Here is a 26,440-nt window from a genome sequence, read left to right on the forward strand (position 1 = left end):
TATGAACGTCAATAATAATAGAGGAGTGTACTAAATGCGTGATGCATTAGTTACACTTCTTTTTTGTTTGTGAAAATAAATATTTTTGAGTATGACTAAAGTCAGAAAGTCATATGACCAAAACATATGACCAAGGTTAGTTACCTAGACAGGTGGCTTTCGATACAATAATCATGTAGAAGCAGGGAGGCGTGAAAATGAGGATTTTACTAAAGTATACGATTAAATCTATGTTAGAAAAGAAGTCTAGGACCTTTTTAATTATATTAGCCATTAGTTTAGCTGGTGCTTTATTTTTAGCTTCTAGTCAGCTATCAGATAGTATTACTAGGATGTATGAAAATAATTTAAGGCAGGAGATAGGACAGGTAGATGTGGTTGTTAAGCCTAATAATCAATCTCCTTCGTCTTTTATAAACCCGCATTTAATGAGTGAAGTAAAAGAAAGCAAGGTGATTCCTTATGTAGGTGGTATGGGGGCATATAAGGTAGGTGTTAATACCTATGAAAACATCAGTATTAACGGCTATGAATTAGAGGATTATAAGGCCATTAATAAACTGAGTTTAGTGGCAAACAGTCAGGTAGAACCTTTCACTGGACCTAAAATCATTGTGAGTGAAAAAGCGGCAAAGCATTATGGGTTATTAGTAGGAGAAAGTATAACACTTAAAATAAATGGTGTTAATAGAAAGCTCATGATAGTAGGAATTGCTGAAAGACAAGGGATTTTCGCAGGTGAGGGAAATGGTTATACCAGTATAATGCCTATGGAGACTTTAAGTGAATATAGGGGTGGTAATGGAAAGCCTACAGCTTTGTATGTTCAATTGCAGGAAGGCATAAGTGAGGAGCAGCTGATAGGAACATTAAAAAGTATCTATTCACGTTATGATGTGGAAGCAGTTTTGGATAAAGCGGTTTTTAAAGAAAGCATTGCTTGGATGACAGACCCTTTTATGCTTATGACATACATGGTTATCTTTATGAGTTGTTTTATTATTTATTCTTCCTTTAAAGTCATTATGCTAGAAAAGTTGCCAATGATGGGTACCTTTAGAAGCATTGGTGCTAGTAAAAGAAAGATGAATCAAGTACTGCTTTTAGAAACTTGCTTTTATGGCGTAGTAGGCGGCTTAGTAGCAGTTATCTTAGGCATAGGCATTTTATACATCTTAACCTGGGTGATGTCTTCTAGTTATATTTCAGGGAAGGTAGAAATGAGTATTACATCTATAAGTTGTCTTTTAACGTTTGTGTTAGCCAACGTCATTGCTTTCTTTAGTACACTAGTACCTATTTTAAGCACGAATCATATTTCATTAAAGGACATTATTTTAAATATAAAAGCTCACAAATCTCAGAAGCGTTTTAGAAGTTTTTTAGAGGGAAGTGGCCTTATTGTTTTTGGTTTTATTTTAGGGAGAATGGAAAGTCCAAGTATAGGAACGGTATATGCAGTAGCAGCACTATTTCTCATCATTATAGGGATGATTAAAATTTTACCACTTGTTGTTTTATACAGTGCAGAGGTATTAGGCATTATTTTTGAAAAGCTATTTGGTAATTTAGGAGGTTTAGCAAGTAAAAATATTAAAAAGAATAAAAGCGTTTTAAATAGTATTACCTTAATTACTATAGGAATCAGTATTTTGCTGATGATTACTACTTTAACACAAAATGTATCAGATCAAATTTTAGACCTATTTGACGGTGTTTTTCATTTTGAAGTATGGGTAGAAACGGGAGAGATGGACGAACAAAAAGCAAGGAACATTCAAAGAAATGATGGTGTATATGAATCCTTAAAGTTCATGGAGGACTTTTCGGTAAGGGTAGATGAATTAGAAAATAGAGAAATAGCTATTGAAGCCTATAAAAATGATGACCTTATAAGGTTTAAGGATTATAACCTATTAGGTGATGCACCACAGCTATTAAAGCAGCTTCAAGAGGGGAGATATATCATTGTGAGTGAAAACTTAAGAAAGAAGTTTAAGCTCAAGGTAGGCGATCGATTAACCTTGAATTTTGACAAGGAGAAGAAGCATTATGAGATTATCGGGTTTATGGATACCATATGGGAAAATGGTAGGTTATGCCTACTTCCTATGAAATATTATAAACGTGATGCTGATAAAATTTACTATGATTGCATCCAAGTTAAGGTGAAAAAACCAGAAGAAGAACAGCAAGTAGTAGAAAGCCTAGGTAGTTCCTTTAAAGATACTTGGACCAATATTTATACGACTGAGGATATTAAAAAGTGGAATCAAGATAGTAATGCTTCTCTTATGGGGATGATTAATGCCTTTGCTATTTTAGCCATGCTTATTGGCATTATAGGAGTGGTCAACAATCTAGTTATTAGCTTCATTGAAAGGCAACAAAGTATAGCCATCTTACGTTCTATTGGGATGAGCAAGCGGCAAGTACTGGGAATGATTTTTATAGAAGCCTTGGGTTCTGGTTTAATAGGTGCTATAGGAGGTATTATAGGTGGCATACTGGTCATGCTCAATATGGATGCCGTTTTAAGTGCACTTAATCTACCAGTAAAAATGGAAATTATACCTCAGCTTTTTATAAGCTATTTGGTAGGAGGTGCACTCATTACTTTAATAGGTTCTATTTTACCAGCAAAGAGAAGTTCAAAGCTGCAGATTATTGAAGCTATTAAGTATGAGTAATCTGGTAGTAGGAGATAAGGAGGAGTAATAGTGTCAGAGGTTGTTATTGAAACGAAGGGCTTGTGGAAAAGCTTTGATTTAGGTGATGAAAAAATACACATTTTAAAGGATATTAATCTAACTATTGAAAAAGGAGGGTTTTATTCTATTATGGGACCTTCGGGTTCTGGAAAGAGTACCTTGTTGTATCTTTTAGGGGGTTTAGATAAGCCTAGTGAAGGCAGTATTAAAGTGAATGGAAAAGAATTAATGACCATGAAAGACCAAGAAGAAAGTATTATGAGACGAAGAGATATGGGGTTCGTTTTTCAGTTTTATAATTTAATTCCTAATTTAACAGTAGAGGAAAATATTATGCTGCCTATTTTATTAGACGGTAAAAAATTAAAAGATTATAAAGAAAGGTTAGAAGAACTGTTGGAGAAAGTAGGACTTACTGCTAGAAGAAAATATACACCGAGAGAACTATCAGGAGGACAGCAACAAAGAGTAGCGATTGCTAGATCTCTTATGAGCAATCCCAATCTCATCTTAGCAGATGAGCCTATTGGTAATTTAGATAGCAAAACAGGTATAGAGATTATGGAATTACTTCAACGTATTAATAAAGAGGAAGGAAAAACCATTGTGCAGGTCACTCACTCTAGAGAATCTGCTAATTATGGGACTCATTTGATTGTAGTGAAGGATGGACAGATTAGTAAGCTAGAGACTGGTAACAACGAAGTAAGAAAAATCGTTTGATATGGAAGGGGAAGATTTTGTGAGTATAAGAATAGGAGCTATAGTTTTAGGAATAGGAGCTTTAAGTTTATTAGCAGGTTGTTCTAAGGAAGTGAAGGCAGATGCTAAAATGGAAGAACAAGTTGTAAAGGCAGATATGAAAGTAGAAGCTTGGGGAGAAGTAGAAGGAACCATTATTAAAGAAATTTATGTTGATTTTCCAGCAACTGTAGAAGCCATTAAAGTAAAAGAAGGGCAAATTGTAAAAAAAGGAGAGGAACTAGTTCTTTTAAATTATGAGCCTTACAAGCAAACCATTTTAATGAAAGAGAAAGAAGCGACTTTAGAAAGTATCACAGCAGAAGCTAAGCTAACAGAAGCCACAGGGCAGGTGAAAAATATAGCCGCTTTAAATGAGGAGCTTAGTTTATTAGAAAAGCGTTTAACAGATGGTCAAGATCCGGAAATACTGAGCATAGAAAGTGAACTGACAACAATCAGGCAACAATTAGAAGATTTAGAAGAAGATTATAAGGTACAAACGGCTTTATTAGAGGTGGGAGGAAGTTCATCAAAAATAATCAAAGGCATAGAAACGCAAAAAACAACGTTGCAAACACAAATAGATACCTTAGAAGCTAAAAAAAGTACTTTAGTAAAGGAAAAAACATTAGAATTAGAGAAATTAAAAGCTGAAATCGCCAATGCTAAAGATGGGCTAAGTACTACAGAAAAAGGTAATAATGCCATGGTACAGACGAGTGCCTTGAAAGATGAAATAGGTAATTTAGAGATTTCAATGATGAGAGATAAATTTCAAAAAAGTTATATTAAAGACAATGCAATTATTACGGATATAGAGTCTGCTATCATATCTAAAATCAACGTAGTAGAAGGTTCTAGGGTGGGTGAACAAAGTGGTAGTGTACTTCACCTTATTGATCAAAACAGTTTAAAGATTACAGCCCATGTTCCAGAAGAATTTATTAAATCGGTAGCTATAGGGAGTGAGGTAGAAATTGTGCCCTATGCAGATAAGACTATTAGTTTACCTGGCAAGGTAACAGCTATTGCTGGTGAAGCTGTTAAAGAAAATGGTGAAACAGTAATTGATATAGAAGTAACTCCGGATGAAGTAAGTCCTTATTTACAAGCGGGTTATGGCGTAGATGTTTTTATTGGGTAAAAGAATGATGAATATAAAGAGTTGCCTAAATATTGAAACCAACAGACGTAAAGGGTTATAATGAAAAGAAAACATAGGGATAAAGGGGCTTTAGCATGAGTCAATTAGAACGCTATATTATTTATGTGATTAGTCCATTTCTGTTAATGACTGTTTTTTATTCAATGATGGTTAATACAGGGGGTCTAGGTTGGTTATATGTACCTATTATTTTAGTAGCCATACTTACGATTTACATGGAATTATTTATATTACCCAATCCAGCGTTAACAAGGCGCTTTTGGTTATTACTCATTTGCTTAGGTTTATGCAATTTGTTTATTGGATTATTTGAAACAGGTAGCACGTATCATATTTATAATTTTTTATTACTATTTGCACTTATGCGCTATAAGGGAAGAGGAAAAGCAGGGATTCTTTTAGCAATAGATTTCATTGTAATAGGAGTAGTTATTGCCTTTAAAATGCCTATAAGTGAAGTTTATTTCACTACTTATTTAAGTTGGATAAGAAACTATAGTATCGTCTTTTTGGGACTTTCAATCCTTCACTATATGATTATTCAAAATCAAGAATTAATGCTTGCTAAAAAGCAACTGATTGAAAAAAACCTAGACCTAAGTTATGCCTATGAGCAGCTTAAGAGAGCTTATGATGATTTAGAAGATTTCACCATTATGAAAGAAAGAAATAATATGTCTAGAGAGATGCATGACACAGTAGGGCATACGTTAACAACTTCATTAGTAGAATTAGAGCTCTGTAAAATGCTTGGAAAAGATAATGAGGAATTAATGAATAAGCTAGAGCATATTAGCAGTCAAGTGAGAAAAGGTTTAGGGGATTTACGTATGACAGTACGTAGGCTTAAAGAGGACTTGGATTGGGAACAAGAAATTTATGCCATAGGTGAGCGCTTAAATGAGTATACAGATATCAAAGTAAAATACATAGTAGGGGAATTAACAGGCATTTCCACACAGATTTTAAGATGTGTTTATCGTATTATACAAGAAGGAATCACCAATGGGATTAAGCATGGAAAAGCTACAGCGTTTATGATTGAAGTAAAAAGAGAAGAAAGACATTTATGGATTGAGATTTTAGATAATGGACTAGGAGCCATAGCCTTCAAGCAAGGCTTTGGCTTAAATGCTATGAGAGAACGTGTAGAAGCATTAGGAGGAACGCTTCATTTTGAAAGCTATAAAGATGAAGGATTTACTATACAAGCACAGATCCCATTAGAGGAATAAAGAAAGGAGCGAAATCATGATAAACATAGCTATTGTAGATGATCAAGAGCTTATGAGAGATGGATTAAGGCGTATATTAAGTACATACGAAGAACTTCAAGTAGTGGCTACTGGGAAAAATGGCTTTGAAGCACTAGAAATCTGTAAGCAACATCAGCTAGACGTTTTGCTCCTAGATATAAGAATGCCAGAAATGAATGGGGTAGAAACTGTAAAAAAACTTAAAGAAGAAAAATATAGGGTAAAAGTAGTCATGCTTACTACTTTCGAAGATGAAGAATATATTGTGCAAGCTATGGCTTATGGGGCTAGTGGCTATTTATTTAAAGATATGCCTTATGATCAATTAGCAGAATGTGTTAAAGAAGTGCATGAAGGACGTTTTATGATGCCTCAAAAGGTAGCAGAAGTATTAGCTAAGAATATTTATGCACCAGAGGCACTTAAAAAAAGGGAGAATCCTTATGATTTTACAGAAAGAGAAGTACAAATTGCAGAAATGATGAAAGATGGTTTTACCAATAAGCAAATTGCTAAAACCCTTTACATATCAGAAGGAACAGTAAAAAACTATGTTTCTAATATTTATGCTAAAACGCAAACAGAAAATAGAGTAGAAGCAGCTAATCTCCTAAAAAGCATTTTTTAAGTATAGCTAGCTAAAGATAGATGAGGAGTGAAATGATTCACTATCTATGACAAAAGAAACTTGACGCCCTATATTATTGGAAATGAGAGGAGGGAAAATATTGGACAAGCCTTTAAGCTATAGCACATATAGCAAAGGTAATCAAAAGGTGGTTTTTAGATATATTGTAAGTGTAGCCATCTGTATTATTTTGCTAGGTGTTACCAAAATCATTATTAACAGCCAAAAAGATGAGATGAATGTTTGGGAAATCAAGCACCACTATTATTCTCATTTGTATAGTAAAGGAAACGAAGTAGAACCACAACTGATAGAAAAGATTAAAAATCTAGATGATGTAGAAGGAATCTACCCGTATTACAACTATTATCAAGCCTTCCAAGGATTTCTGAGTAACATTGATAGTACAACTTACTTCTTAGAAAGAAAAGGGATTGTGAAAATAATGGAGCAGTTAGCGCCAGAATATGATACAAGCCGGATTCCTGAGGAAAATCAGTTTAAAGCCATATTAAGTCAAAGAGTAGTAACGAATAGAAAGTTACAGTTAGGTGATATGACCATTAAGGATAATCAAACAACGTATCAGGATACTTTTGAATCTACACTTCCTATAGGTTTTTGTCCCACAACTGTTGAGGATAATGGATACTATTATTTGATTTTAGCTAAAAAAGGTAGAGTTAGTCAGATGAATACGGCAGTAAGAGCGATGCTCCCGGAAGGAGTCTATTATGAGGATTTAGCAAGCGTTACAAAAGAAAATATGCACGGCTTTAGTGATTTAGAGCATACCTTCAATATTATTATGATGGTAATGACTTTAGTATTATCGGTAACTACCGGGTTTCTAACGTATATGCATTATTTGGCTAGACGAAGAGAAGTTGGCATTTTAAGTGCTATTGGTTATAGCGACAGTATGCTCATTAAAAGAATGTCTAAAGAAATTTTGATAAGTACGATTATAGCTACTATATTAGCTATATTGATTATTAGTGTGATTGTAAAAGGTCTCAATATTTTTTTAGCAAAACCTAATGGCTATATGCTTTTTAAGATGGACTTAAGTATTATCAAGCTATTAATCATTGTCCCACTTTTTATGATGATTTTTTCACTTATTCCAACTTGGATTTTATTACGTACGACGACACAAGTCACACTGGTTCAAAGGGGATATTAAATGTTTAAAGTAGAAAATGTGAGTTTGTTGTATGATTTAGATAAGGAAGATAAAACCCATGCTTTAACCCATATTAATTTAGAAATTAAGGAGGGACAGTTCTATGGTATATTGGGACCTTCAGGAAGTGGTAAAAGTTCACTACTTTATTTGTTAAGTGGGATTCAAAAGCCTACTAGTGGCAAGGTATACTATAAAGGAGCAGTTTTATCTGAGATGGAAGAAGAAGCTTTAGCAGCTATTAGATTAAAGGAGTTTGGCTTTGTTTTTCAAAAACATTTTTTAATTCCATATATGGACGTATTACATAACACCCTGGTACCACTTAATTCAAAGAAACCAGATGATGTGGAAAAAGCAAAAAGCTTACTAGAACGTCTAGGCTTAGAGCGAGAACTGAAGAAAAAGCCTTATGAGCTAAGCGGAGGACAATGTCAGAGAGTGGCAGTGGCTAGAGCCCTTATTAATGAACCTAAAGTCCTTTTTGCGGATGAGATTACAGCTTCACTTGACCATAGAGCAGCTAGTAGTGTGATGGAACTGCTAGAAGAAATAAAAGCACAAACAACTATTTTATTTGTAACCCATGATGAAACGAAGATAGCCATGGCAGATGAAATGATTTATTTAAGAGAGGGTCAATTAGGAGGCGATAAAGATGAGGACTAAGGAGGAATGGATGTACACTTTGAAAAGAAGCATTCCTACCTTAGTTGTACTTGTTTTACAAATAGGCCTTATTATTTTCTTGCTAAGTATAGGACATAGCGTTGTAGAAGGTATGCAATATGGATTGGGTTATAGTATTAGGCAGGTTATAACGATAGATGTTAACGGTGGAACAGATAAACAAAAAGAATCTGATATCAATACCTTAAGTCACATAGAGGGTGTAACAGAGGTGTTTGAGGGAGAATGCTATTATATGAGAACACCTATGTTGTTTTTTAACACAGGAGGAACGCCTTTTATTAAGGTGCAAGAAGGACAGTTAGAGGCTTTAATGGAAAGGTTAGATGTTAAGCTTATAGAAGGAGATTTACCAAAAGATGAAGATCAAATATTAGTAACAGCAGAGTCTTTGGCGCTCTATGATGCTCAGATAGGAGACTGGATTGGAAGGGATTATATCGACGAGGATTTAGATAAAAATTACCAGATCTGTGGCGTGATTAAAGGCAAGGCTAATATTTATTTATCAGAAATGTCAGGACCTACTAAGGGATATGTGGTAACTTTTGCGTTCCCTTATGGAGATGTAGTAGAAACTGAAGTTCTTCGTTTATTTAAACAAGTAGCGTCTATTGGTTGCTATAGTGAAACAAGACTTTTTGAAAAGACGTTAATCCATAATATGCTCATACTAGGAGGCGTTGTTGTTACTGTGTTTTTCGCAGGCTTAGTAGCTACTATACTTAATTTACTAAGCAATGAACTTAAAGGGAGATTAAGTGAAATTACTTTATTAAGGCTTATTGGTTATAGCTATGGAAAAATAAAAAGACAGCTTTTTAGTTATTATGCTATTCTACTTTCAATAGGTGGTTTAATAGGTGTTGGGGTTGGAGAGATAGGGGTTATTTTATTTAAGTATTTATACTGTGAAGCAAGGGGTATCTATTTCAACGCTTGGCACAATACGTTTATTGTGGTTCCGGCAATCATGATTTTGATTTTGTATGGACTAACAATAAGATGCATGAACTTAGAGTTAAAACAAAACAGCTGGCAGAAAAGTATGTATGAGTAAATAGAATTGTAAGCTACTACAAAGTATAAGGAAAGTTTATACTTTTTTTTACCTATAAGTTACAAAAATGAAGATAAGACTTGAAGAAGCTTGTAAAATATGGGAAACGGTATTAAAATAAAATAAGTTAAAAAAGTCAGAAAAATTAGAGGAGAAAGCCTATGAAAAAAATACTATTTGTAGCTTCAGAGTGTGTTCCCTTTATAAAAACAGGTGGCCTAGCAGATGTAGTGGGAACCTTGCCAAAGATGTTTAATCCAGAGAAGTATGATGTAAGAGTAATCATCCCAAATTATACTTGCATACCTGAACAATATAGAAGTCAGTTTGAATATGTAACCCATTTTTATATGGATATGGGCTGGTTTCAAGAGCCTTTACATGTAGGCATTATGAAAATGGTTTACGAAGGCATTACGTACTATTTTATTGACAATGAATATTATTTTAGTGGTTGGGCACCTTATGGTACCATGCGCTTTGATATCGAAAAATTTTGCTTTTTTAGTAAAGCAGCTTTAGCTGTTTTACCTGTTATTGATTTTAAGCCAGATGTTATCCATTGCCATGACTGGCAAGCTGGACTTGTTCCTGTATTTCTAAAGAGTTTATTTAGTAGTAACTCATTCTTTAGGAACATAAAAGTCATTATGACTATACATAATCTTAAATTCCAAGGAATTTGGGATGTTAAAACAATTAAAGGCATTACAGGCTTACCTGAGTACTTATTTACACCTGATAAGCTAGAATACTATAAGGATGCCAATATGTTAAAGGGCGGACTTGTCTATGCGGATTATATTACAACAGTAAGTGAAACCTATGCAGGAGAAATACAGATGCCTTATTATGGGGAAGGATTAGATGGACTACTTCGCGCTAGAAACCATGAATTATGTGGTATTTTAAATGGAATTGACTATGAGGTTTATGACCCTGTTAAAGATGAAAGCTTATATCAGAACTATTCTGCTAGAAATTTTAGAAGTGAAAAAATTAAGAATAAACGAGGCCTTCAAAAGCAGCTTGGTTTAGAAGTAAATGACAAGAAATTTATGATTGGTATTATTTCCAGATTAACTGATCAAAAAGGTCTAGATCTTATTGACTGGGTAATGAGTGGTATTTGTGATCAAAATGTACAATTAGTTGTTGTGGGCACAGGAGAACCTCAGTATGAGAACATGTTTGAGCATTATCAGTGGATTATGCCTGAACGTGTATCTGCCAATATTTTTTACTCAGATGATTTAGCTCATAAATTATATGCAGCGGCGGATACACTTTTAATGCCTTCACGTTTTGAACCTTGCGGCCTTGCACAACTAATGGCTCTAAGATATGGTACAGTACCTATTGTAAGAGAAACCGGTGGCCTAAAAGATACAGTACAGCCTTATAATGAATATGAAAAAACAGGTACAGGCTTTACCTTTGCAAATTATAATGCCGATGAGATGCTTTATGTTATTAATTATGCAAAGCGCATTTACTTTGAGCATAAACGTGAGTGGAATCAGATGATTGAAAGAGGTATGAATACCGATTTTTCATGGCGTACTTCTGCTAAGAAGTATGAAGCACTTTATGACCAGCTTACTTGGTAAAATGTTAAAAGGGACAAAACTATTTATATGAAGGTGACTAAATAATCATAAAAGATAGGAAGTAGGCATTGACAAGAAAAACTTTTAAAGCTATACTACGAAAAATATACTAAATTCAATGAAAAGGAAAGTATCCTTTTGAAAGTTCATACAGCGAGTTGGAACAGAGTGGAAGTCCAGCATGAAGTCATAGGGAGAAGAGGACCTTGGAGAAGCTATCTGAATTTCTAAATTTAGAATGTAGGATGTGACGTTAACTGCGTTAAAGTTTTCAAGTGGATTGCAGAGGCAATCAATTGGAGTGGTACCGCGGAATATTCCGTCTCTTATTATTTTAATAAGGGGCGGTTTTTTTTATTCTTTTTTATACTTTTATAGGAGGTTAAGTGATGGAGCAACTACAGATTTGCATATCAAAAGAAGTAGAAAAAGCATTTACGGATTGTGGTTATCAAGCAGAATATGGTAAGGTAGCTTGGTCTAATAGGCCGGATTTATGTCAGTTTCAGTGCAATGGTGCTTTAGTGGCAGGTAAAGTATATAAACAAGCACCATTACAGATTGCAGAAGAAATTGCAAGTAAGTTAAAAAAATCCAGTTTATACAAAAGTATTGTTTGTGTAATGCCAGGATTTATCAATATAACACTTACAGATGATTTCATTGCTAGGTACTTGAATGATATGGCAATGGCTCCTAAGTGGGGATGTAGCGAGATTGGGAAAGGAAAGAAAATGATTTTAGATTATGGTGGACCTAACGTAGCTAAGCCTTTACATGTAGGGCATCTCAGAACCGCTATCATAGGAGAGAGCCTTAAAAGAGTAGGGAGATTTTTAGGTTATAAGGTCTTAGGAGATGCCCATTTAGGTGATTGGGGACTCCCAATAGGATTAATCATTACAGAGTTAAAAAAACGTTCACCTAACTTACCTTATTTTGATTCAAGTCATATAGGAGCTTATCCCAAAGAACCGCCTTTTTTAATAGATGAATTAGAAGAGATGTATCCTACAGCTAGCAGATATGCTAAAGAAGTGCCTAGCTTTATGGAAGAAGCAAAAGAAGCTACTTATTTATTTCAGAATGGACATAGAGGGTATGTAGCTTTATGGAAGCATATTCTAGATGTATCTATAACAGATTTAAAAAGAAATTATAAACAGCTTAATGTTTCTTTTGATTTATGGAATAAGGAAAGTGATGTGCAAGGCTATATTCCTACTATGGTACAACAACTAATTGATCAAGGGGATGCTTATGAAAGTGAAGGAGCACTTGTGGTAGATGTAAAAGAAGAATCAGATCAGAAGGAGATGCCTCCTTGTATATTAGTCAAATCAGATGGGGGCACTCTTTATAGTACGACTGATTTAGCAACAATTGCTATGAGAAGAATAGATTATAATCCTGATGAAATTATTTATATTGTAGATAAGAGACAGGCAATGCATTTTGAACAGGTTTTTAGATGTGCAAGAAAGACTCACCTAATAGATGATAAAACGAAATTAATCTTTCTTGGCTTTGGAACTGTAAATGGAAAGGATGGAAAGCCTTATAAAACAAGAGATGGAGGTGTTATGCGTCTAGAAAATCTTATCAAAGAAGTAACTCATAAGGTCTATGAAAAAGTTAGTACTAATAAAAGTATTAAGTATGAAGAGGGCATGGCAATTGCAAGTAAGATAGGAATAGCTGCATTAAAATATGGAGACTTATCTAATCAGATTTCAAAAGACTATATTTTTGATCTTGATAGATTTACTGATTTTGAAGGGAATACCGGTCCTTATATTTTATATACCGTTGTACGTATTGGGTCCATTCTAAGTAAGTATAGGGAGGAGGGCCAAGATAATCTTGGAAGCAAGATAGAAGTGAGCGTACCATCTAGCAAGAGTGAAAGAGACTTAATGCTGAAGTTAACTAGATTTAATGAGATTATTGAAGCTAGTTTTATAAATTATGCACCACATAGAATTTGTCAATACATTTATGAGGTTTCTAATAGTTTCAACCATTTTTATCATGAGCATAATATTTTAAAAGAACAGGATAAGAATAAGCAGGTTGCTTGGATTAATCTTATAACCTTAACTCAAGCTATTTTAACCGTAAGTTTAGAGTTGTTAGGCATAGAGGTACCAGAAAAGATGTAGTGAAAATAGATAGAAATAAGAGGTGTAGCCAAAATGATATAAATACATTTTGATTACACCTCTTTAGTTTTTATTCTTGAATAAAAGAAAGCTCAATTTTAGTGGTCTGTGGTACTAATTGAGTTAGTTTTACCCCTGCAGCTTCAAACATTTTCTTTGAAGCTTTTACGGCGTCGGTATCGGCATATTTATCTGAAAGGTAAATGACTTCTTTAATGCCACATTGAATAATGGCTTTACAGCATTCATTACAAGGAAAAAGTGCTACATAAATTCTAGCACCTACTAAAGATTTACCTCTAGCGTTTAAGATAGCATTAAGTTCAGCATGTACAACAAAAGGATATTTGGTATCTAAAAAGTCTCCATCTCTTTCCCAGGGAAATTCGTCGTCTGAACAGCCTAAAGGAAGGCCATTATACCCCACACTTAAAATGGTATTTTCATTAGCAGAATCATGAGAAGCTCCACTCACAATACAAGCACCTACCTGTGTACTTGGATCCTTACTTCTCTTAGCTGCTAATAGGGCGATGCCCATAAAGTAATCATCCCAGGAAATATATTCTTGGCGTTTCATTTTATCCCTCCTCATGAAATAGCAATCTTTAATCATTACACCTAGTATAATATGATAGAAGTTATTGTTCAACACACTTCGTAGATAATTACCAAAATCAGTGAGGGATTTTTGATGTTTTTTTGTTAGCACTTTCTAAGGAAATTGTGTATAATAGAATTCATCAAAGAGGATAATAATTATTCTCTAAAATAAATTATTTATCAGTATCGAAAATGTTTCGGACGTTATAGATGCAAGACAAGATAAAGGAAACAATGTGAAGGTTAAGTAAAAGAGATGGGGTGTTCAGGTGACGATTGAAATTAGAAAAAGAGATGGTAGATTAGAGCCACTTTGTGCGAGTAAAACCAAAAAGATGGTAGAGTTTGCCTGCCGTAATTTAGCTGGTTGTGATCCAATAGAACTAGAGTTAGATGCTAAAATTCAATTTAGAGACAAGATGACAACTAGAGAAATTCAAAAAGTGCTTATTCAAACTGCTATTGAGAAGGTTATTCAGACTAATGAAGATGCTTATGGCAATCAAGTTAAACAAACGCATATTAATTGGCAGTATGTAGCAGCTAGGCTTCTAGTATATGACCTTTATAAAGAAGCGGCTATTAGTAGAGGTTATACGCATTTTGGATATGGTGACTATAAAGAACTTTATGAAGAACTAATTCATAGAGGACTTTACGGGGATTACTTAAAAATGAATTATACAGATACTGAAGTAGAGGAATTAGCAGCCTATATTAAACCAGAGAGAGATGACCTTTTTAATTATGAAGGCATTAAGCTTTTAGCAGACCGTTATTTAGTAAAAGGTTATAAGGGAGAAGTAATGGAATTACCTCAAGAAAGGTTTATGACCATTGCGATGCACCTTGCCATTCCAGAAGGCGAGAAAAGAGTTTATTATGCAAAGCAGTTTTATGATCTTCTAAGTCAGTTGAAAATGACAGTTGCAACACCAACTTTAGCTAATGCAGGAACGGCTTTTTATCAACTAAGTAGTTGCTTTATTTCTACTGTAGGGGATAATCTATGGTCTATTTATGATGTAAATCAAAAATTTGCTCAAGTATCTAAGCATGGTGGTGCATTAGGGATTTACTTAGGAAAAGTAAGGGCTTTAAATAGTGAAATCAGAGGGCATAAGCGTTCGTCAGGAGGGGTTATTCCTTGGGTAAGATTATATAATGATACAGCTGTAGCAGTAGATCAATTAGGTAGAAGAAAAGGAAGTGCTTCTGTTACATTGGATGTATGGCATAGTGATTTATATGATTTCCTTGAGCTTAAAACGAATAATGGGGATGACAGACGAAAAGCTCATGATATTTTCCCTTCTATTAGCATTCCAGATTTATTCATGGAAAGACTTTTAAAAAGGGAAAATTGGAGCTTGTTCGACCCTTACATGGTTCATAAGGAAATGGGCTTTTACTTAGAAGATTATTTTGACGATGAAGAGGATAAAGCCTTTACTACCCGTTATCTAGCTTGTGAGGCTAATGAAAAGTTAGAACGTATTACGATACCTACGCTAGATATTATGAAAAAAATCATGATTAGTGCAGTAGAAACAGGTACACCTTTTATATTCTTTAGAGATACAGTAAATAGAGCTAATCCAAACAAACATTTAGGCATGATTTATGCTTCTAACCTTTGTCATGAGATTGCTCAAAATATGAGTGCTAGCGAACTCATAGCAGAAGGGACAAAAGAAGTAAATGGTGAAATGGAAGTATATAGTCGCATTAAACCAGGAGATATGGTAACTTGTAACTTAAACTCTACAAATCTTGGCAGAGTTGAGAGAGAGGAATTTAAGGATATTATTCCACTTCAAATTCGTATGTTAGACAATGTTATTACACTTAATCAGCTTCCTGTTAAAGAAGCTCAGCTGACGAGTGATAGGTACAGAGCAATAGGTTTAGGTACAAGTGGTTATCATCATTACTTAGTTAATCATCATATTTCATGGGAAAGTGAAGAACATTTAAAAGTAGCGGATGAGCTATTTGAAGATATGGCATATGAAGCCATTAGAGGATCTATGGAGTTAGCAAAAGAAAAAGGGGCTTATCCAGGATTTGAAGGATCAGAATGGCAAACAGGTGTTTACTTTGAAAGAAGAGGGTATACATCCCCTAGATGGCAAAAACTTAAAGAAGAAGTAGCCAAGTATGGTCTTCGTAATGGCTATATTATGGCAGTTGCCCCTACAGGAAGTACTTCTAATATAGCTAATACTACAGCAGGTATTGATCCTATCTTTAAGAAATTCTTTATTGAGGAGAAGAAGGGAAGCTTTACACCAAAGGCGGCACCAGATTTATGTGCTGAAAACTTCTGGCTCTATAAAGAAGCTCATCATATTAATCAAAGCTGGAGCATTAAAGCTTGTGGTATTAGGCAGCGTCATATTGATCAAGCACAATCATTTAACCTATATGTGACACCAGAAGTTAAGGCCAAAGACATTTTACAAATGTATATCGATGCATGGCAAGAAGGGGTTAAGACGCTTTATTATGTACGTAATCAATCACTAGAAACAGATGAATGTACTAGCTGTTCAAGTTAAGGGAGAGGGAGAAAACATGTTAAAAAAACGTATATTTAATGAAAAAGGTGATCGTGGTACCCAACAAATGATTAATGGAAATACCACCAATCTAAGAGAATGGAACCGTATCAAGTATGATTGGGCACAGACTTTATACCGTACCATGCTCAATAACTTTTGGATTCCAGAAGAGATTGCTCTTAATGAAGATGTAAAAGGTTTTCCTTTTTTAACAGATGGAGAGCGTCATGCTTTTGATAAGATTATTGCATTTCTTAACTTCTTAGATTCTATTCAAAGTGAGAATCTGCCACACTTATCACGTTACATTACTGCTCCTGAAGTTGCTTCACTTCTTAATATTCAAGCTTTTCAAGAAGAGATCCATGCTCAAAGCTATTCGTATATACTAGATACAGTAACCAATCCTGTAACGAGAGATAAAATTTATGACCAGTGGCGAGAAGATGAAGAACTACTTAAGCGAAATCGCTTTATTGCAGATATTTATGAACGTTTTAATGAAGAACCTAATGACAAAAACTTTTTAAGAGCGATTATGGCCAACTATATTTTAGAAGGGATTTACTTCTATTCTGGCTTTAGTTTCTTCTATACTTTAGCAAGACAAGGAAAGATGACAGCTACTAGTACCATCTTTAAATATATTAATAGAGATGAAATTACTCACTTAGTAGTATTTCAAAATATTATTAAAGAGCTTAAAAAAGAAAATCCAGAACTATTTACTGAAAGTATGATAGAAGAGTTTAGAGAGATGATGCGTGTCGGTGTAGAGCACGAAATTGCATGGGGACAATATGTAACAGCTAATGAGATCATGGGTATTAATGACCAGCTAATAGATGCTTATATCAAGTATCTTTCTAATCAGCGTCTTAAAGCTATTGGTTTAGAAGAACTTTATCCAGAAATTACGACCCATCCTATGGCGTGGATTGATAGTTTTTCTAAATTAAATAATACTAAAACAGATTTCTTTGAGGCTAAGGTGACGAATTATACGAAAGCTGCAGCATTTGATTTTGATAGTCTAGAGTAGTTTAAGTAGACTTATAATGAAAATATTGGATGAAAAGATGGTGGCATTAAAAAATGCAACCATCTTTTTGATGTGGCAAAATATTAAGAATAAATAAATTATTGCATAGAAAAGATGCTTTTTATTTTAAAGTAAGGTATCCTTATAAGGAAAGGGGAGATAAGAATGATTTCACACAAAAATTTGTTTAACAATAATAATATGAAGGAGATTGCTTCATTAGGAAGTGTCAAAGTTTTTGAACATGAAAAAGATTTAAGTTTGAAAACACCAGAACAAGCTATCGCAGCTTATTATGCTTCAGAAATGAATATTCGTAAAAGGCAGGTACTTATTGAACTGAATAATAATGCCTTTACCATTAGTGCAGGTGCTATGCAGTGGATGGCTGGAGATGTTAACATGGTAGCAGACGTGAAAGGTATTGGAGACTTATTTGGTAAGGCGATATCTTCTAAAGTAACGAAAGAATCTGCCATTAAACCTAAATATCAAGGGACAGGCTTATTGATGTTAGAGCCTACGTATAAACATATTTTATTAGAAGATATTTCTACATGGGGTGGACTTGTATTAGAAGATGGTTTGTTTTTGGCCTGTGAATCTCAAATTACTCAGAAAGTCATTGCAAGAAGTAATTTGTCTTCAGCGGTACTTGGTAATGAAGGCCTATTTAATTTATGTCTAACAGGACAAGGCATAGCAGTTCTAGAAAGTCCAGTACCTAGGGATGAATTAATAGAAATTGAGCTAAAAAATGATGTGCTAAAAATAGATGGTAATATGGCTATTGCATGGTCAAACAGCTTAGAGTTTAAAGTAGAAAAATCAAGTAAAAGTCTGTTAGGCTCAGCTGTTTCAGGAGAAGGCTTTGTAAATGTTTATAGAGGAACAGGAAGAGTATTGATGGCTCCAACTGCTTAGTAATAAGAAGTTCTATTCGAAGTGCTAAATAACTCATTTAGATGAGGTATTTAGCACTTTTTTATTGAGCAAAGTAAGTGGAAAAAATTGTTTTAGTCGTTTCTTAAATTGCTAACTTACTTAATGTGCATATATTTTGAATTATTAGAATGTTAAAATTAGTAAAGAGTTAGTTAAAGGAGGGATGAGGGTGAATATTATTGAAGCGAGAGGAATTTATAAAGATTTCATAGTAAGAGAAAACAAAATAGAGATATTAAAAGGAATAGATCTAATAGTAGAAACAGGGAAATTGATGGTGTTTATGGGACCATCAGGTTCAGGAAAAACTACTTTGATTAATCAGCTCTGTTTGTTAGATACTCCCACCCAAGGAACAGTCTATTTGTTTGGTGAACGAATGGATGAATTAAGTGAAGAAAAAAAGGATGAAATAAGATGTCAGAAAATGGGTATCATTTTTCAATCTGTTGCTCTAATTCCTAAGTTAACAGCTTTTGAAAATATTGATTTTGTATTAAGAATGATGAAATATCCTCCAAAAGAGAGAATGGAGAGAGCTAAAGAGTGCCTTGCGCTAGTTGGACTTGAAAAGAGAATGAATCATATGCCGTATGAAATGTCAGGAGGAGAACAACAGAGGGTGGCTATAGCAAGGGCGATTGCAGGGAAACCGTTATTGATTTTTGCAGATGAACCTACAGCAGAACTAGATTCAGAAACAGGAGCTAGAGTCATTCATTTATTTAGGAATCTAGTAGAGACTCAGCAAACGACAATTATTATAGCTTCTCATGATCACTACACAACCAAGTATGCTGATCAAATTGTTTATTTGAGAGATGGGCAGGTGAAATTACAAGATGAGTAGTAGTGATAGGGCAATGATAACATGTGAAAGCATTTTTAAGATTTACAAATCTAAGGAAGTAGAAGTATTAGCTTTGCAAGGGTTAGATTTAACTGTAGAAAAAGGGGAACTTGTAGCTATTATTGGTAACAGTGGGAGTGGAAAATCAACCCTTCTTAATATGATAGGAGGTTTAGATAAACCTTCAGCAGGAAGCGTGATTGTAGCTGGGATTAATCTAGAAAAAATGAATAACAAAGAGTTACAACAATATTTTCTAAAAACAGTAGGGTTTGTATGGCAGAACAATGCCCGTAACTTAATACCCTATTTAACAGCAGTAGAAAATGTAGAGATGCCTATGATTTTAGCAAAAGAAAAAGAAAAAAGAAGTAGGGCATTAGAACTGCTGAAGTGTGTAGGTTTAGAACATAGAATAAGTAGTAAATTACAAGAGTTATCAGGAGGAGAACAGCAAAGAGTAGCCATAGCGTTAGCATTAGCTAATAGGCCTAGGGTATTATTGGCTGATGAGCCAACAGGTTCGGTAGATTCACTACAAACGAAAAAAATTATGGAGGTTTTACAAAAAGTTAATAAACAAGAAGGGGTGACAGTTGTTATTGTTACTCATGATCAAGAACTATCAAAAATGGTAGATAGGGTTATTAATATTCGAGATGGCAGAGTAAGTTCTGAGTTTTTAGCAAAACAAGAAGAGCAAGCAAAAGATGGGGAAGTAGGATTGGAGAATATTTCAAATACGCATGATGAGTGGATTGTTATTGATAAGGTAGGACGCTTGCAATTGCCTAAAGACATTGTAAAGGAGCTACATCTTAAAAACTGGGATAAGCTTCAGGTTCATATGGAAGAAGAACGTATCATACTAGAAAGGGGAAAATAAAGTGAAAATCAAATTACTGAGATGGGGAATTATAGGGTTAATAGTCATAAGTATAAGTGGGTGTTACTTTTTGCCGGAAGAAGAAAAGCCTGTAGAAGCCCCTGTATTAATTGAAACGCAAGAAGAACTTTATTCAACCACAGAAGCAACAAGAGGGGATTTACAAATCACTAGTGAAGGAATAGGTTCACTTATAGCTAGTGAAATGGAGGCTATTAAATTTAAAACAGGAGGGAAAATAAAAGTCTTTTATGTCCAAAATGGCGATACAGTCAAAACGGGAGATCTGCTAGCTGAAATTGAAGTAGGTGATATAGAAGAAGAGATTCTGTTAGCTGAGATTGATTTGGAAAAGCAGGGATTATTATTAGAAGAAACTAAATTAAACGCACAAAAAATGGCTAAGCAAAATAGTCAAGCATTAGAAAATAAAAAGATTGAGCTAGAAGGTTTAAATAATTCATTAGAAGAAACAGATAAAAGAATAGAAGTAAATCAATCCCTATACAACTTAGGGGGTTTATCTGAACAAGAGCTTAAAGCGAGTCAAAATGTATTAAAAGAACAACAACTTAAAGTGAAAACACTTGAAACAGAGATAGAAAATTTACAAACTAGTATTGATGCAAAAGAGCAAGAGATAGCTGTAAGGAAAGGTGAATTGGATTATAAGGAAGCTGACATTAGATTAGAATCTTTAAAAGAAAACCTGGCTGCGGCTAAGCTCTACTCACCCGTAGATGGTGCTATTGTGTTTAAAACAGATACATTAGAGGGTGAATACATAAGTTCAGAAGCTATTATTTTTCAAATTGCCAAGACGGATGATTTTTATGTGGAGTATGTAGGCGATTTAGCAGGACAATTTAAGGTAGATGAACAAGTAATACTTCAATATGATAACAAAGATTACAGAGGTGTAGTCATTATGAATCCTAGAACAGCACCAACAGAGAACGCAAGTGTTTACGAAAAAACAGCACGTTTTCGGTTTGATAACATAGGTGAAGTAGCAAATCCTATCAAAGGGAAATTAGTTAAGATTACGAAGCTAATTGCAGAAAGTAAAAATACGATTATAGTACCTTCTGATGTTGTGCAATCAATAAATGGTAAGCCTTATGTGAATGTGTTAGAAAATGATATCAGGGTACAAAAAAATGTAGAAACAGGTTTATATAATAATGCTTATACAGAAATCAAGCAGGGGATAGAAGAAGGAGAAATAATTATCTTGAAGTAATCCAATAAATAGAAAGGAGAAGCAAATGCTACATATTATTATAAAGAAGATGCAGAGCAATAAAACTTTGTTTATATGTCTAATAATAGGAGCTGTACTTGTAACTGCTCTTACTTGTAGCATCCCTCTTTATACATCAGGTGCTTCAACAAAAGTTCTTAGAGAAAGTCTAGAACAGATACGAAGTGATACTGATACTTATCCAGGAGAAGTGACGATCGAGTACCCTGTTCAGTTTGATACATCTGAGGGAAATCCGATGGATAAAGTAAATGAGATAGAAGCTAAGGAAGTAACCCCACTTAAACAGCAGCTGGGACTTCCTATTGCAACTGAAAAAACTACCATTAAGACTGCGGATGCTGACTTATATAGGCTTATAAAGCCAGATGATAAGGAAAATTATGATAAAGTAAGTGATGAAATATGGGCTATTAAAGATATGGAAGAACATATTTCAATTGTAGAGGGAAGAATGTTCCAGCAAGAGATAACAGATGACTGCTTGGAGATTATCTTATCAAGAGGAGCTTATAGTAAGTCAAGTATGACATTAGGTGAAGAAATCGCGCTGGTACAGCATGGGGACTGGTATGGAAGAGGTGAGATGCCCAAGAAGTATATCAAAGTAAAACTTGTAGGTATTTATGAAATGGATGACCCAAGTAATGATTTCTGGAGACTTAGTAAGATAGATTATGCTAAAGGTATTATGGCTCCTTATAATGCTTTGGTAGAGCAACTATTTGTAGAGCATCCTGAGTGGATGGCCAAAGTCTACTGGCAAATAGGTTTTGACTATAAGCAAATGGAAATTTCACAGGTTAGAGCTATTAGTAGCAGAATAGACAAGGTGGGAATACGCTTATTTAATCGTTTGATAAGTTCTAAAGTAATAGCAAAGTTTTCTTCTACCTTAAAAAGCTATGAGATTAAAGAGAAACAGCTGATTTTTACCATTTGGATATTAATTTCTCCTATCATGTTAATGTTGGTACTATACATTTGTATGATTTCACAACTCATTGTTATGAATGATCAAAATGAAATAGCAGGCTTAAAAAGTAGGGGAGCGAGTAAGTGGGATATTCTTAAAATTTATTTATGGGAAATTTTTATTATAAGTAGTATTTCTTTTATTGTAGGCCCATTATTAAGCCTATTAATATGTAAGCTTATAGGAAGCTGTAGCGGCTTTTTAGAATTCGTGGGACGAAAAGCCCTACCTATTAAGGTGAGTGTAGAGATATATGCTTATGCACTAATGGCACAAATTATCTTTTTTATGACCATGATTATACCTGTACTTATTTATTCGAAAGTTAACATTGTTGAGCACAAGCAAAAGAGTAAGAAGAAGAAAAACCTATGGCAAAGGACATGGATTGATATCATATTACTCGTTATTTGTGCCTATTGGTACTATAGTTATATGAGAAACGAACAAATGATAGTTACAGAAAATATTGATCCATTATTATACTTAGTAGCCACGTTATTTATTATTGGGCTGAGCCTTTTATTTATTAGGGTATATCCATGGTGCATTAAATTGATTTATACACTTGGTAAAAATAAATGGGCACCTACTTTATATGCAACTTTAAATCATATGAGTAGAATTAAGGGGGGCGAACAGTTCATTATGCTATTTATGATAATGGCCATTGCTATTGGTATTCTTAATGCAAATGAAGCCCGAACCATTAATACTAATAGAGAAAATAGCATTAATGCTAGGAATGGGGCAGAAGTGGTAGTAATACCTTCATGGAAAGACCGTAATGCCTTTTTTTCTAATAAGAGTGTAACAGGAGAAGAGTTAGGTGTTGTAAGAGTTGATTACTGGGAAGGTGGTAATGACTATGAGTATGAAAAACTAGATGAAGTTCAAGAGGTAACCAAAGTTGTTACTAAAGAAGCAGATAGGACTATGGTGGGTAGTGTGATTATACCATCTACTTCTACGATTATGGGTGTTGAGCCGACATCCTTTGGAAAGGTGGTATGGTCTGACCGAGAGATTTTACCTGTATCCATTAATGAGTATTTGAATATTTTAGCTAAAAAGAACAATGCCATGTTTGTATCGTCTAAAATAAAGGAATATGGCACAGTAGAGGTTGGAGACACCATACGTGTTAGTCTGAAAAATAGTAAGGGCATAAGTTTAGGAGAAGTAAAAGGTGTTATTTGTGGTTTTATTGATTATTGGCCTTCCTTAACTAATAAAGTATATAAACCAGGACATAAGAATGAAGACCCTTATCAAGATAATATGATGATTATTTGTAATTTAAATTACCTACAAAATAGTCTAGGAACACTTCCTTATAATATATGGCTCAAGAAAGCATCAGGAGTAACGGATCAAGTTTTATTAGATGTCATAAAAGAACAGGAAATAAGTTATAAAGAGATTCATTTTACTAGAAGCCAAATTATTGAGAAGAGAACAGATGCCTTTAATATGGGTATCAATGGTATGCTCACTTTAGGTTTCATTATTATTATGTTAATTACTTTAATTGGATTTATTATTTATTGGATGATATCTATTAAAGGAAGAGCACTACAATTTGGTATTTTAAGGGCTATGGGACTTAAACAAAAGCAAATGGTAATAATGCTTGCTTTAGAGCAGCTGTTTATATCGGGTATAGCCGTTACAGTAGGCATTTTAATTGGAGGGTTAACCAGTGACTTGTTTATTCCACTAGTATATAAAGCAGTAAGTGATGTAACACAAGGGTATCCCTTTAAAACGTTTTACTTAAGAATAGATTATTATAGAATATATATCTTTATTGTCATTGTATTAATGAGTGGATTAGGCATTGTAATAAGAGGTATGAAGAAGATGAAGCTTTCACAAATTATTAAATTAGGGGAAGAATAAGAAGAAAATCAGGGAGACCGTCAAAAGAAGCGATCTGCCTGATTTTTTTATTTGCATTGCCACCCCTTTTATAAAAAGCTATAATATAAAAATAGTCTATGAAGAAATATACTAGAAAGGGAGAATATAAATGACGAAATCAACTCCTTCATTTTATAAAATGGTATTGGCATTGGTTTTGCCCATGGCACTTCAAAATTTGATTAATGTCGCTGTTACTTCTGCAGATGTTATTATGCTAGGCAAAGTAAATGAAACAGTGCTTTCAGCCTCATCCTTAGCGGGGCAAGTACAATTTGTAATGACACTCTTTTTCTTTGGGATTACCTCTGGAGCGGCGGTACTTACAGCACAATATTGGGGACAAAAGGATACAAGAACCATTGAAAAAGTAATGGTTATTGCACTTAGAATATCCCTTGTAGTAGCACTATTTTTCACAGCTACTGTTCTTATTTTTACTGAGCCAGTTATGAGGATTTTTACTAAAGAAGTTGATGTTATTGCAGAAGGTGTGAAATACTTAAGGATTATTGCTTTTTCGTACATATTGACGGCCATTACCATGGTTTATCTTAACATCATGCGTAGTGTTGAAAAGGTAATGATTTCAACGCTGGTTTATTTGATTTCACTGATTGTGAATATTATTTTAAATGCTATTTTTATTTTCGGACTTTTAGGCCTTCCTGCCTTAGGCATACAAGGAGCTGCTCTTGCTACACTTATAGCACGTTTTGTAGAATTGTTAATTGTAATTGTTTATGCAACTAAGTTTAATCACACGATTCGTTTTCACATAAAAGATGTGTTTACTAAAAATCAATTGTTAGAGAAAGACTTCTATCGATATTCAGTTCCAGTTATTGCTAACGAACTGATGTGGGGAGCAGCTTGTGCTATGAATACAGTCATTATTGGTCACATTGGTAAATCAGTAGTAGCAGCTAATTCAGTAGCCCAAGTCACAAGGCAATTAGCCACAGTAGTTTCCTTTGGAATTGCTGGGGCAGCAGCGATTATTATTGGTAAGACCATTGGAGAAAAAGATGAGGAAACTGCTAAAGTGTATGGCAAGAAGTTTGTCCACCTTAGTTTATATGCTGGCGTAATAGGGGGACTTATTATCTTAGTCATTAGGCCAATTGTGATGAGTAACTTAGCACTTACTAAAGAAGCACAAGGTTATTTATCAATTATGATGTTTGTAATGAGCTATTTTGTAGTGGCACAGTCTTTTAATGCTAACTTAGTAGTAGGTGTTTTTAGAGCAGGAGGAGATACGAATTTTGGTCTTATTATCGATGTTGTAACTATGTGGTGTGGCTCATTATTATTAGGGTTTTTATCAGCATTTGTGTTTAAATGGCCAATTGCTATTACATATATTTTGTTAATGAGTGATGAGCTCATTAAGATTCCGCTTACACTTTATCGCTACAAGTCTATGAAATGGCTAAGAAATGTGACAAGAACCATTACTTAGCTGTTAAAGTAAAGGAGGAGAACGGTGAGTCAGAAAAAGAATGTAAAGGAGCTTTTAGCAGAAAGCTTCAAAGAACTTTTACTTGAATGTGCCTTTGAGAAAATTACTATTAAGATGATTACTGACCGAGCAGGTGTCATACGCCCTACCTTTTATAACCATTTTGCAGATAAGTATGAAGTATTAGAATGGATTTGCTATACAGATATTTTTGAAGCAGCTAGAATACTTATTAATACGGACATGTTGGTTGAAGCAGTAAAATTACTTTTTACCAAGTTAGAGGTTCATAAGGACTTTTATACAAGGGCAGTGAAAATAGAAGGGCAAAATGCTTTTGAAGAAATTTTTTATCAGCATTTAGTAGAATTGTTTGAGGAAAGTTTTAAGATAAAGGGAAAAGAAATAAAAGGGCATAATTTATTAACCAATCATAATGTATCCCAGTACTATGCCAAAGGATTAACTTTTTTAATTCAGCAGTGGCTCTTAGCAGGCTTACCAGTAGAAGCCAAAGAAGTCACCAAAAGCTATTATGATTTAATGTCTCATTCACTTGAAGAAATTATTGAGGGAAATTCATCCTTTAATTAATTAAAAGTAATAAGCGTTATACTACAAAAAATTTATACAGAATAATAATGATGTTTAAAAGCGGCTACATTAGCTGCTTTTTGTCGTTTTTAGGACATAAATCGGCGATTAATGTA

20 protein-coding genes and 1 other annotated feature are annotated in these 26,440 nt (G+C 34.1%); of the genes, 19 read left to right on the forward strand and 1 reads right to left on the reverse strand.

Annotated features, from left to right (window positions below):
* Positions 1–197: 197 nt before the first annotated feature.
* The 10 genes from QTL86_RS01145 to argS all read left to right on the forward strand — a co-directional run bounded on the left by QTL86_RS01145 (position 198) and on the right by argS (position 13,212).
* Positions 198–2,690, forward strand: a complete 2,493-nt coding sequence (locus QTL86_RS01145) for an ABC transporter permease (RefSeq protein WP_410496264.1) — start codon at positions 198–200, stop codon at positions 2,688–2,690.
* A gap of 30 nt (positions 2,691–2,720) precedes the next feature.
* Positions 2,721–3,434 carry an ABC transporter ATP-binding protein gene (locus tag QTL86_RS01150; protein WP_410496265.1) on the forward strand — a complete coding sequence of 238 codons (714 nt, stop codon included), beginning with the start codon at positions 2,721–2,723 and terminating at the stop codon, positions 3,432–3,434.
* Positions 3,435–3,453: 19 nt separating this feature from the next.
* Positions 3,454–4,599, forward strand: a complete 1,146-nt coding sequence (locus QTL86_RS01155; protein WP_410496266.1) for an HlyD family secretion protein — start codon at positions 3,454–3,456, stop codon at positions 4,597–4,599.
* A 95-nt stretch (positions 4,600–4,694) separates the two neighbouring features.
* Entirely contained in the window at positions 4,695–5,855 is a 1,161-nt protein-coding gene (locus tag QTL86_RS01160) for a sensor histidine kinase (protein ID WP_127067456.1), read from the forward strand.
* Positions 5,856–5,871: 16 nt separating this feature from the next.
* Positions 5,872–6,504, forward strand: a complete 633-nt coding sequence (locus tag QTL86_RS01165; RefSeq protein WP_013658110.1) for a response regulator — start codon at positions 5,872–5,874, stop codon at positions 6,502–6,504.
* 100 nt (positions 6,505–6,604) lie between these two features.
* On the forward strand, positions 6,605–7,690 hold the full coding sequence (locus QTL86_RS01170) for an FtsX-like permease family protein (protein ID WP_190283395.1): 1,086 nt from the start codon (positions 6,605–6,607) through the stop codon (positions 7,688–7,690).
* Positions 7,691–8,359, forward strand: a complete 669-nt coding sequence (locus QTL86_RS01175; RefSeq protein WP_127067454.1) for an ABC transporter ATP-binding protein — start codon at positions 7,691–7,693, stop codon at positions 8,357–8,359.
* Positions 8,349–9,440 carry an FtsX-like permease family protein gene (locus QTL86_RS01180; RefSeq protein WP_127067453.1) on the forward strand — a complete coding sequence of 364 codons (1,092 nt, stop codon included), beginning with the start codon at positions 8,349–8,351 and terminating at the stop codon, positions 9,438–9,440. The genes QTL86_RS01175 and QTL86_RS01180 overlap by 11 nt, the downstream gene beginning before the upstream one ends.
* Before the next feature lie 161 nt (positions 9,441–9,601).
* The gene (gene glgA, locus QTL86_RS01185) at positions 9,602–11,050 is read left to right on the forward strand and encodes a glycogen synthase GlgA (RefSeq protein WP_410496267.1); all 1,449 of its coding nucleotides are present in this window, start codon (positions 9,602–9,604) and stop codon (positions 11,048–11,050) included.
* A gap of 109 nt (positions 11,051–11,159) precedes the next feature.
* Positions 11,160–11,380 (forward strand) — a binding site (T-box leader).
* A gap of 59 nt (positions 11,381–11,439) precedes the next feature.
* On the forward strand, positions 11,440–13,212 hold the full coding sequence (gene argS / locus QTL86_RS01190) for an arginine--tRNA ligase (protein ID WP_410496268.1): 1,773 nt from the start codon (positions 11,440–11,442) through the stop codon (positions 13,210–13,212).
* Positions 13,213–13,282: 70 nt separating this feature from the next.
* Here argS and QTL86_RS01195 read toward each other — a convergent pair whose 3' ends face one another.
* The gene (locus QTL86_RS01195) at positions 13,283–13,792 is read right to left on the reverse strand and encodes a deoxycytidylate deaminase (RefSeq protein WP_013658105.1); all 510 of its coding nucleotides are present in this window, start codon (positions 13,790–13,792) and stop codon (positions 13,283–13,285) included.
* Positions 13,793–14,084: 292 nt separating this feature from the next.
* Here QTL86_RS01195 and QTL86_RS01200 point away from each other — a divergent pair, with 292 nt between their 5' ends.
* The 9 genes from QTL86_RS01200 (at position 14,085) to QTL86_RS01240 (ending at position 26,324) form a co-directional block, all read left to right on the forward strand.
* On the forward strand, positions 14,085–16,376 hold the full coding sequence (locus tag QTL86_RS01200) for a ribonucleoside-diphosphate reductase subunit alpha (protein WP_410496269.1): 2,292 nt from the start codon (positions 14,085–14,087) through the stop codon (positions 16,374–16,376).
* 16 nt (positions 16,377–16,392) lie between these two features.
* Positions 16,393–17,421 carry a ribonucleotide-diphosphate reductase subunit beta gene (locus QTL86_RS01205; protein ID WP_013658103.1) on the forward strand — a complete coding sequence of 343 codons (1,029 nt, stop codon included), beginning with the start codon at positions 16,393–16,395 and terminating at the stop codon, positions 17,419–17,421.
* 165 nt (positions 17,422–17,586) lie between these two features.
* Positions 17,587–18,345 carry an AIM24 family protein gene (locus tag QTL86_RS01210; RefSeq protein ID WP_013658101.1) on the forward strand — a complete coding sequence of 253 codons (759 nt, stop codon included), beginning with the start codon at positions 17,587–17,589 and terminating at the stop codon, positions 18,343–18,345.
* A 190-nt stretch (positions 18,346–18,535) separates the two neighbouring features.
* Positions 18,536–19,216: an ABC transporter ATP-binding protein gene (locus QTL86_RS01215; RefSeq protein ID WP_330547557.1), complete on the forward strand. Its 681-nt coding sequence runs from the start codon at positions 18,536–18,538 to the stop codon at positions 19,214–19,216.
* On the forward strand, positions 19,209–20,102 hold the full coding sequence (locus tag QTL86_RS01220; protein ID WP_207669749.1) for an ATP-binding cassette domain-containing protein: 894 nt from the start codon (positions 19,209–19,211) through the stop codon (positions 20,100–20,102). Before QTL86_RS01215 ends, QTL86_RS01220 begins: the two co-directional genes overlap by 8 nt.
* A 1-nt stretch (position 20,103) precedes the next feature.
* Positions 20,104–21,345 (forward strand): efflux RND transporter periplasmic adaptor subunit, encoded by a 1,242-nt coding sequence (locus QTL86_RS01225; RefSeq protein ID WP_127067449.1) that lies wholly within the window; start codon positions 20,104–20,106, stop codon positions 21,343–21,345.
* A 49-nt stretch (positions 21,346–21,394) separates the two neighbouring features.
* On the forward strand, positions 21,395–24,244 hold the full coding sequence (locus tag QTL86_RS01230) for an FtsX-like permease family protein (RefSeq protein ID WP_410496270.1): 2,850 nt from the start codon (positions 21,395–21,397) through the stop codon (positions 24,242–24,244).
* Positions 24,245–24,374: 130 nt separating this feature from the next.
* A complete protein-coding gene (locus QTL86_RS01235; protein ID WP_127067447.1) occupies positions 24,375–25,730 on the forward strand; it encodes an MATE family efflux transporter in 1,356 nt (451 codons plus the stop codon).
* Between the two features lie 24 nt (positions 25,731–25,754).
* The gene (locus QTL86_RS01240; protein ID WP_013658099.1) at positions 25,755–26,324 is read left to right on the forward strand and encodes a TetR/AcrR family transcriptional regulator C-terminal domain-containing protein; all 570 of its coding nucleotides are present in this window, start codon (positions 25,755–25,757) and stop codon (positions 26,322–26,324) included.
* Positions 26,325–26,440 lie beyond the last annotated feature (116 nt).

It is taken from the genome of Cellulosilyticum sp. ST5, assembly GCF_046529625.1.
Taxonomy (GTDB): Bacteria; Bacillota; Clostridia; order Lachnospirales; family Cellulosilyticaceae; genus Cellulosilyticum; species Cellulosilyticum lentocellum.

Bases quoted from the DNA above. Each gene is read 5' to 3' on its own strand.
- QTL86_RS01145 (WP_410496264.1), top strand. From the start codon at position 198: ATGAGGATTTTACTAAAGTATACGATTAAATCTATGTTAGAAAAGAAG.
- QTL86_RS01160 (WP_127067456.1), top strand. From the start codon at position 4,695: ATGAGTCAATTAGAACGCTATATTATTTATGTGATTAGTCCATTTCTG.
- QTL86_RS01165 (WP_013658110.1), top strand. From the start codon at position 5,872: ATGATAAACATAGCTATTGTAGATGATCAAGAGCTTATGAGAGATGGA.
- QTL86_RS01175 (WP_127067454.1), top strand. From the start codon at position 7,691: ATGTTTAAAGTAGAAAATGTGAGTTTGTTGTATGATTTAGATAAGGAA.
- QTL86_RS01180 (WP_127067453.1), top strand. From the start codon at position 8,349: ATGAGGACTAAGGAGGAATGGATGTACACTTTGAAAAGAAGCATTCCT.
- glgA (WP_410496267.1), top strand. From the start codon at position 9,602: ATGAAAAAAATACTATTTGTAGCTTCAGAGTGTGTTCCCTTTATAAAA.
- argS (WP_410496268.1), top strand. From the start codon at position 11,440: ATGGAGCAACTACAGATTTGCATATCAAAAGAAGTAGAAAAAGCATTT.
- QTL86_RS01195 (WP_013658105.1), bottom strand. From the start codon at position 13,792: ATGAAACGCCAAGAATATATTTCCTGGGATGATTACTTTATGGGCATC.
- QTL86_RS01205 (WP_013658103.1), top strand. From the start codon at position 16,393: ATGTTAAAAAAACGTATATTTAATGAAAAAGGTGATCGTGGTACCCAA.
- QTL86_RS01210 (WP_013658101.1), top strand. From the start codon at position 17,587: ATGATTTCACACAAAAATTTGTTTAACAATAATAATATGAAGGAGATT.
- QTL86_RS01220 (WP_207669749.1), top strand. From the start codon at position 19,209: ATGAGTAGTAGTGATAGGGCAATGATAACATGTGAAAGCATTTTTAAG.
- QTL86_RS01230 (WP_410496270.1), top strand. From the start codon at position 21,395: ATGCAGAGCAATAAAACTTTGTTTATATGTCTAATAATAGGAGCTGTA.
- QTL86_RS01235 (WP_127067447.1), top strand. From the start codon at position 24,375: ATGACGAAATCAACTCCTTCATTTTATAAAATGGTATTGGCATTGGTT.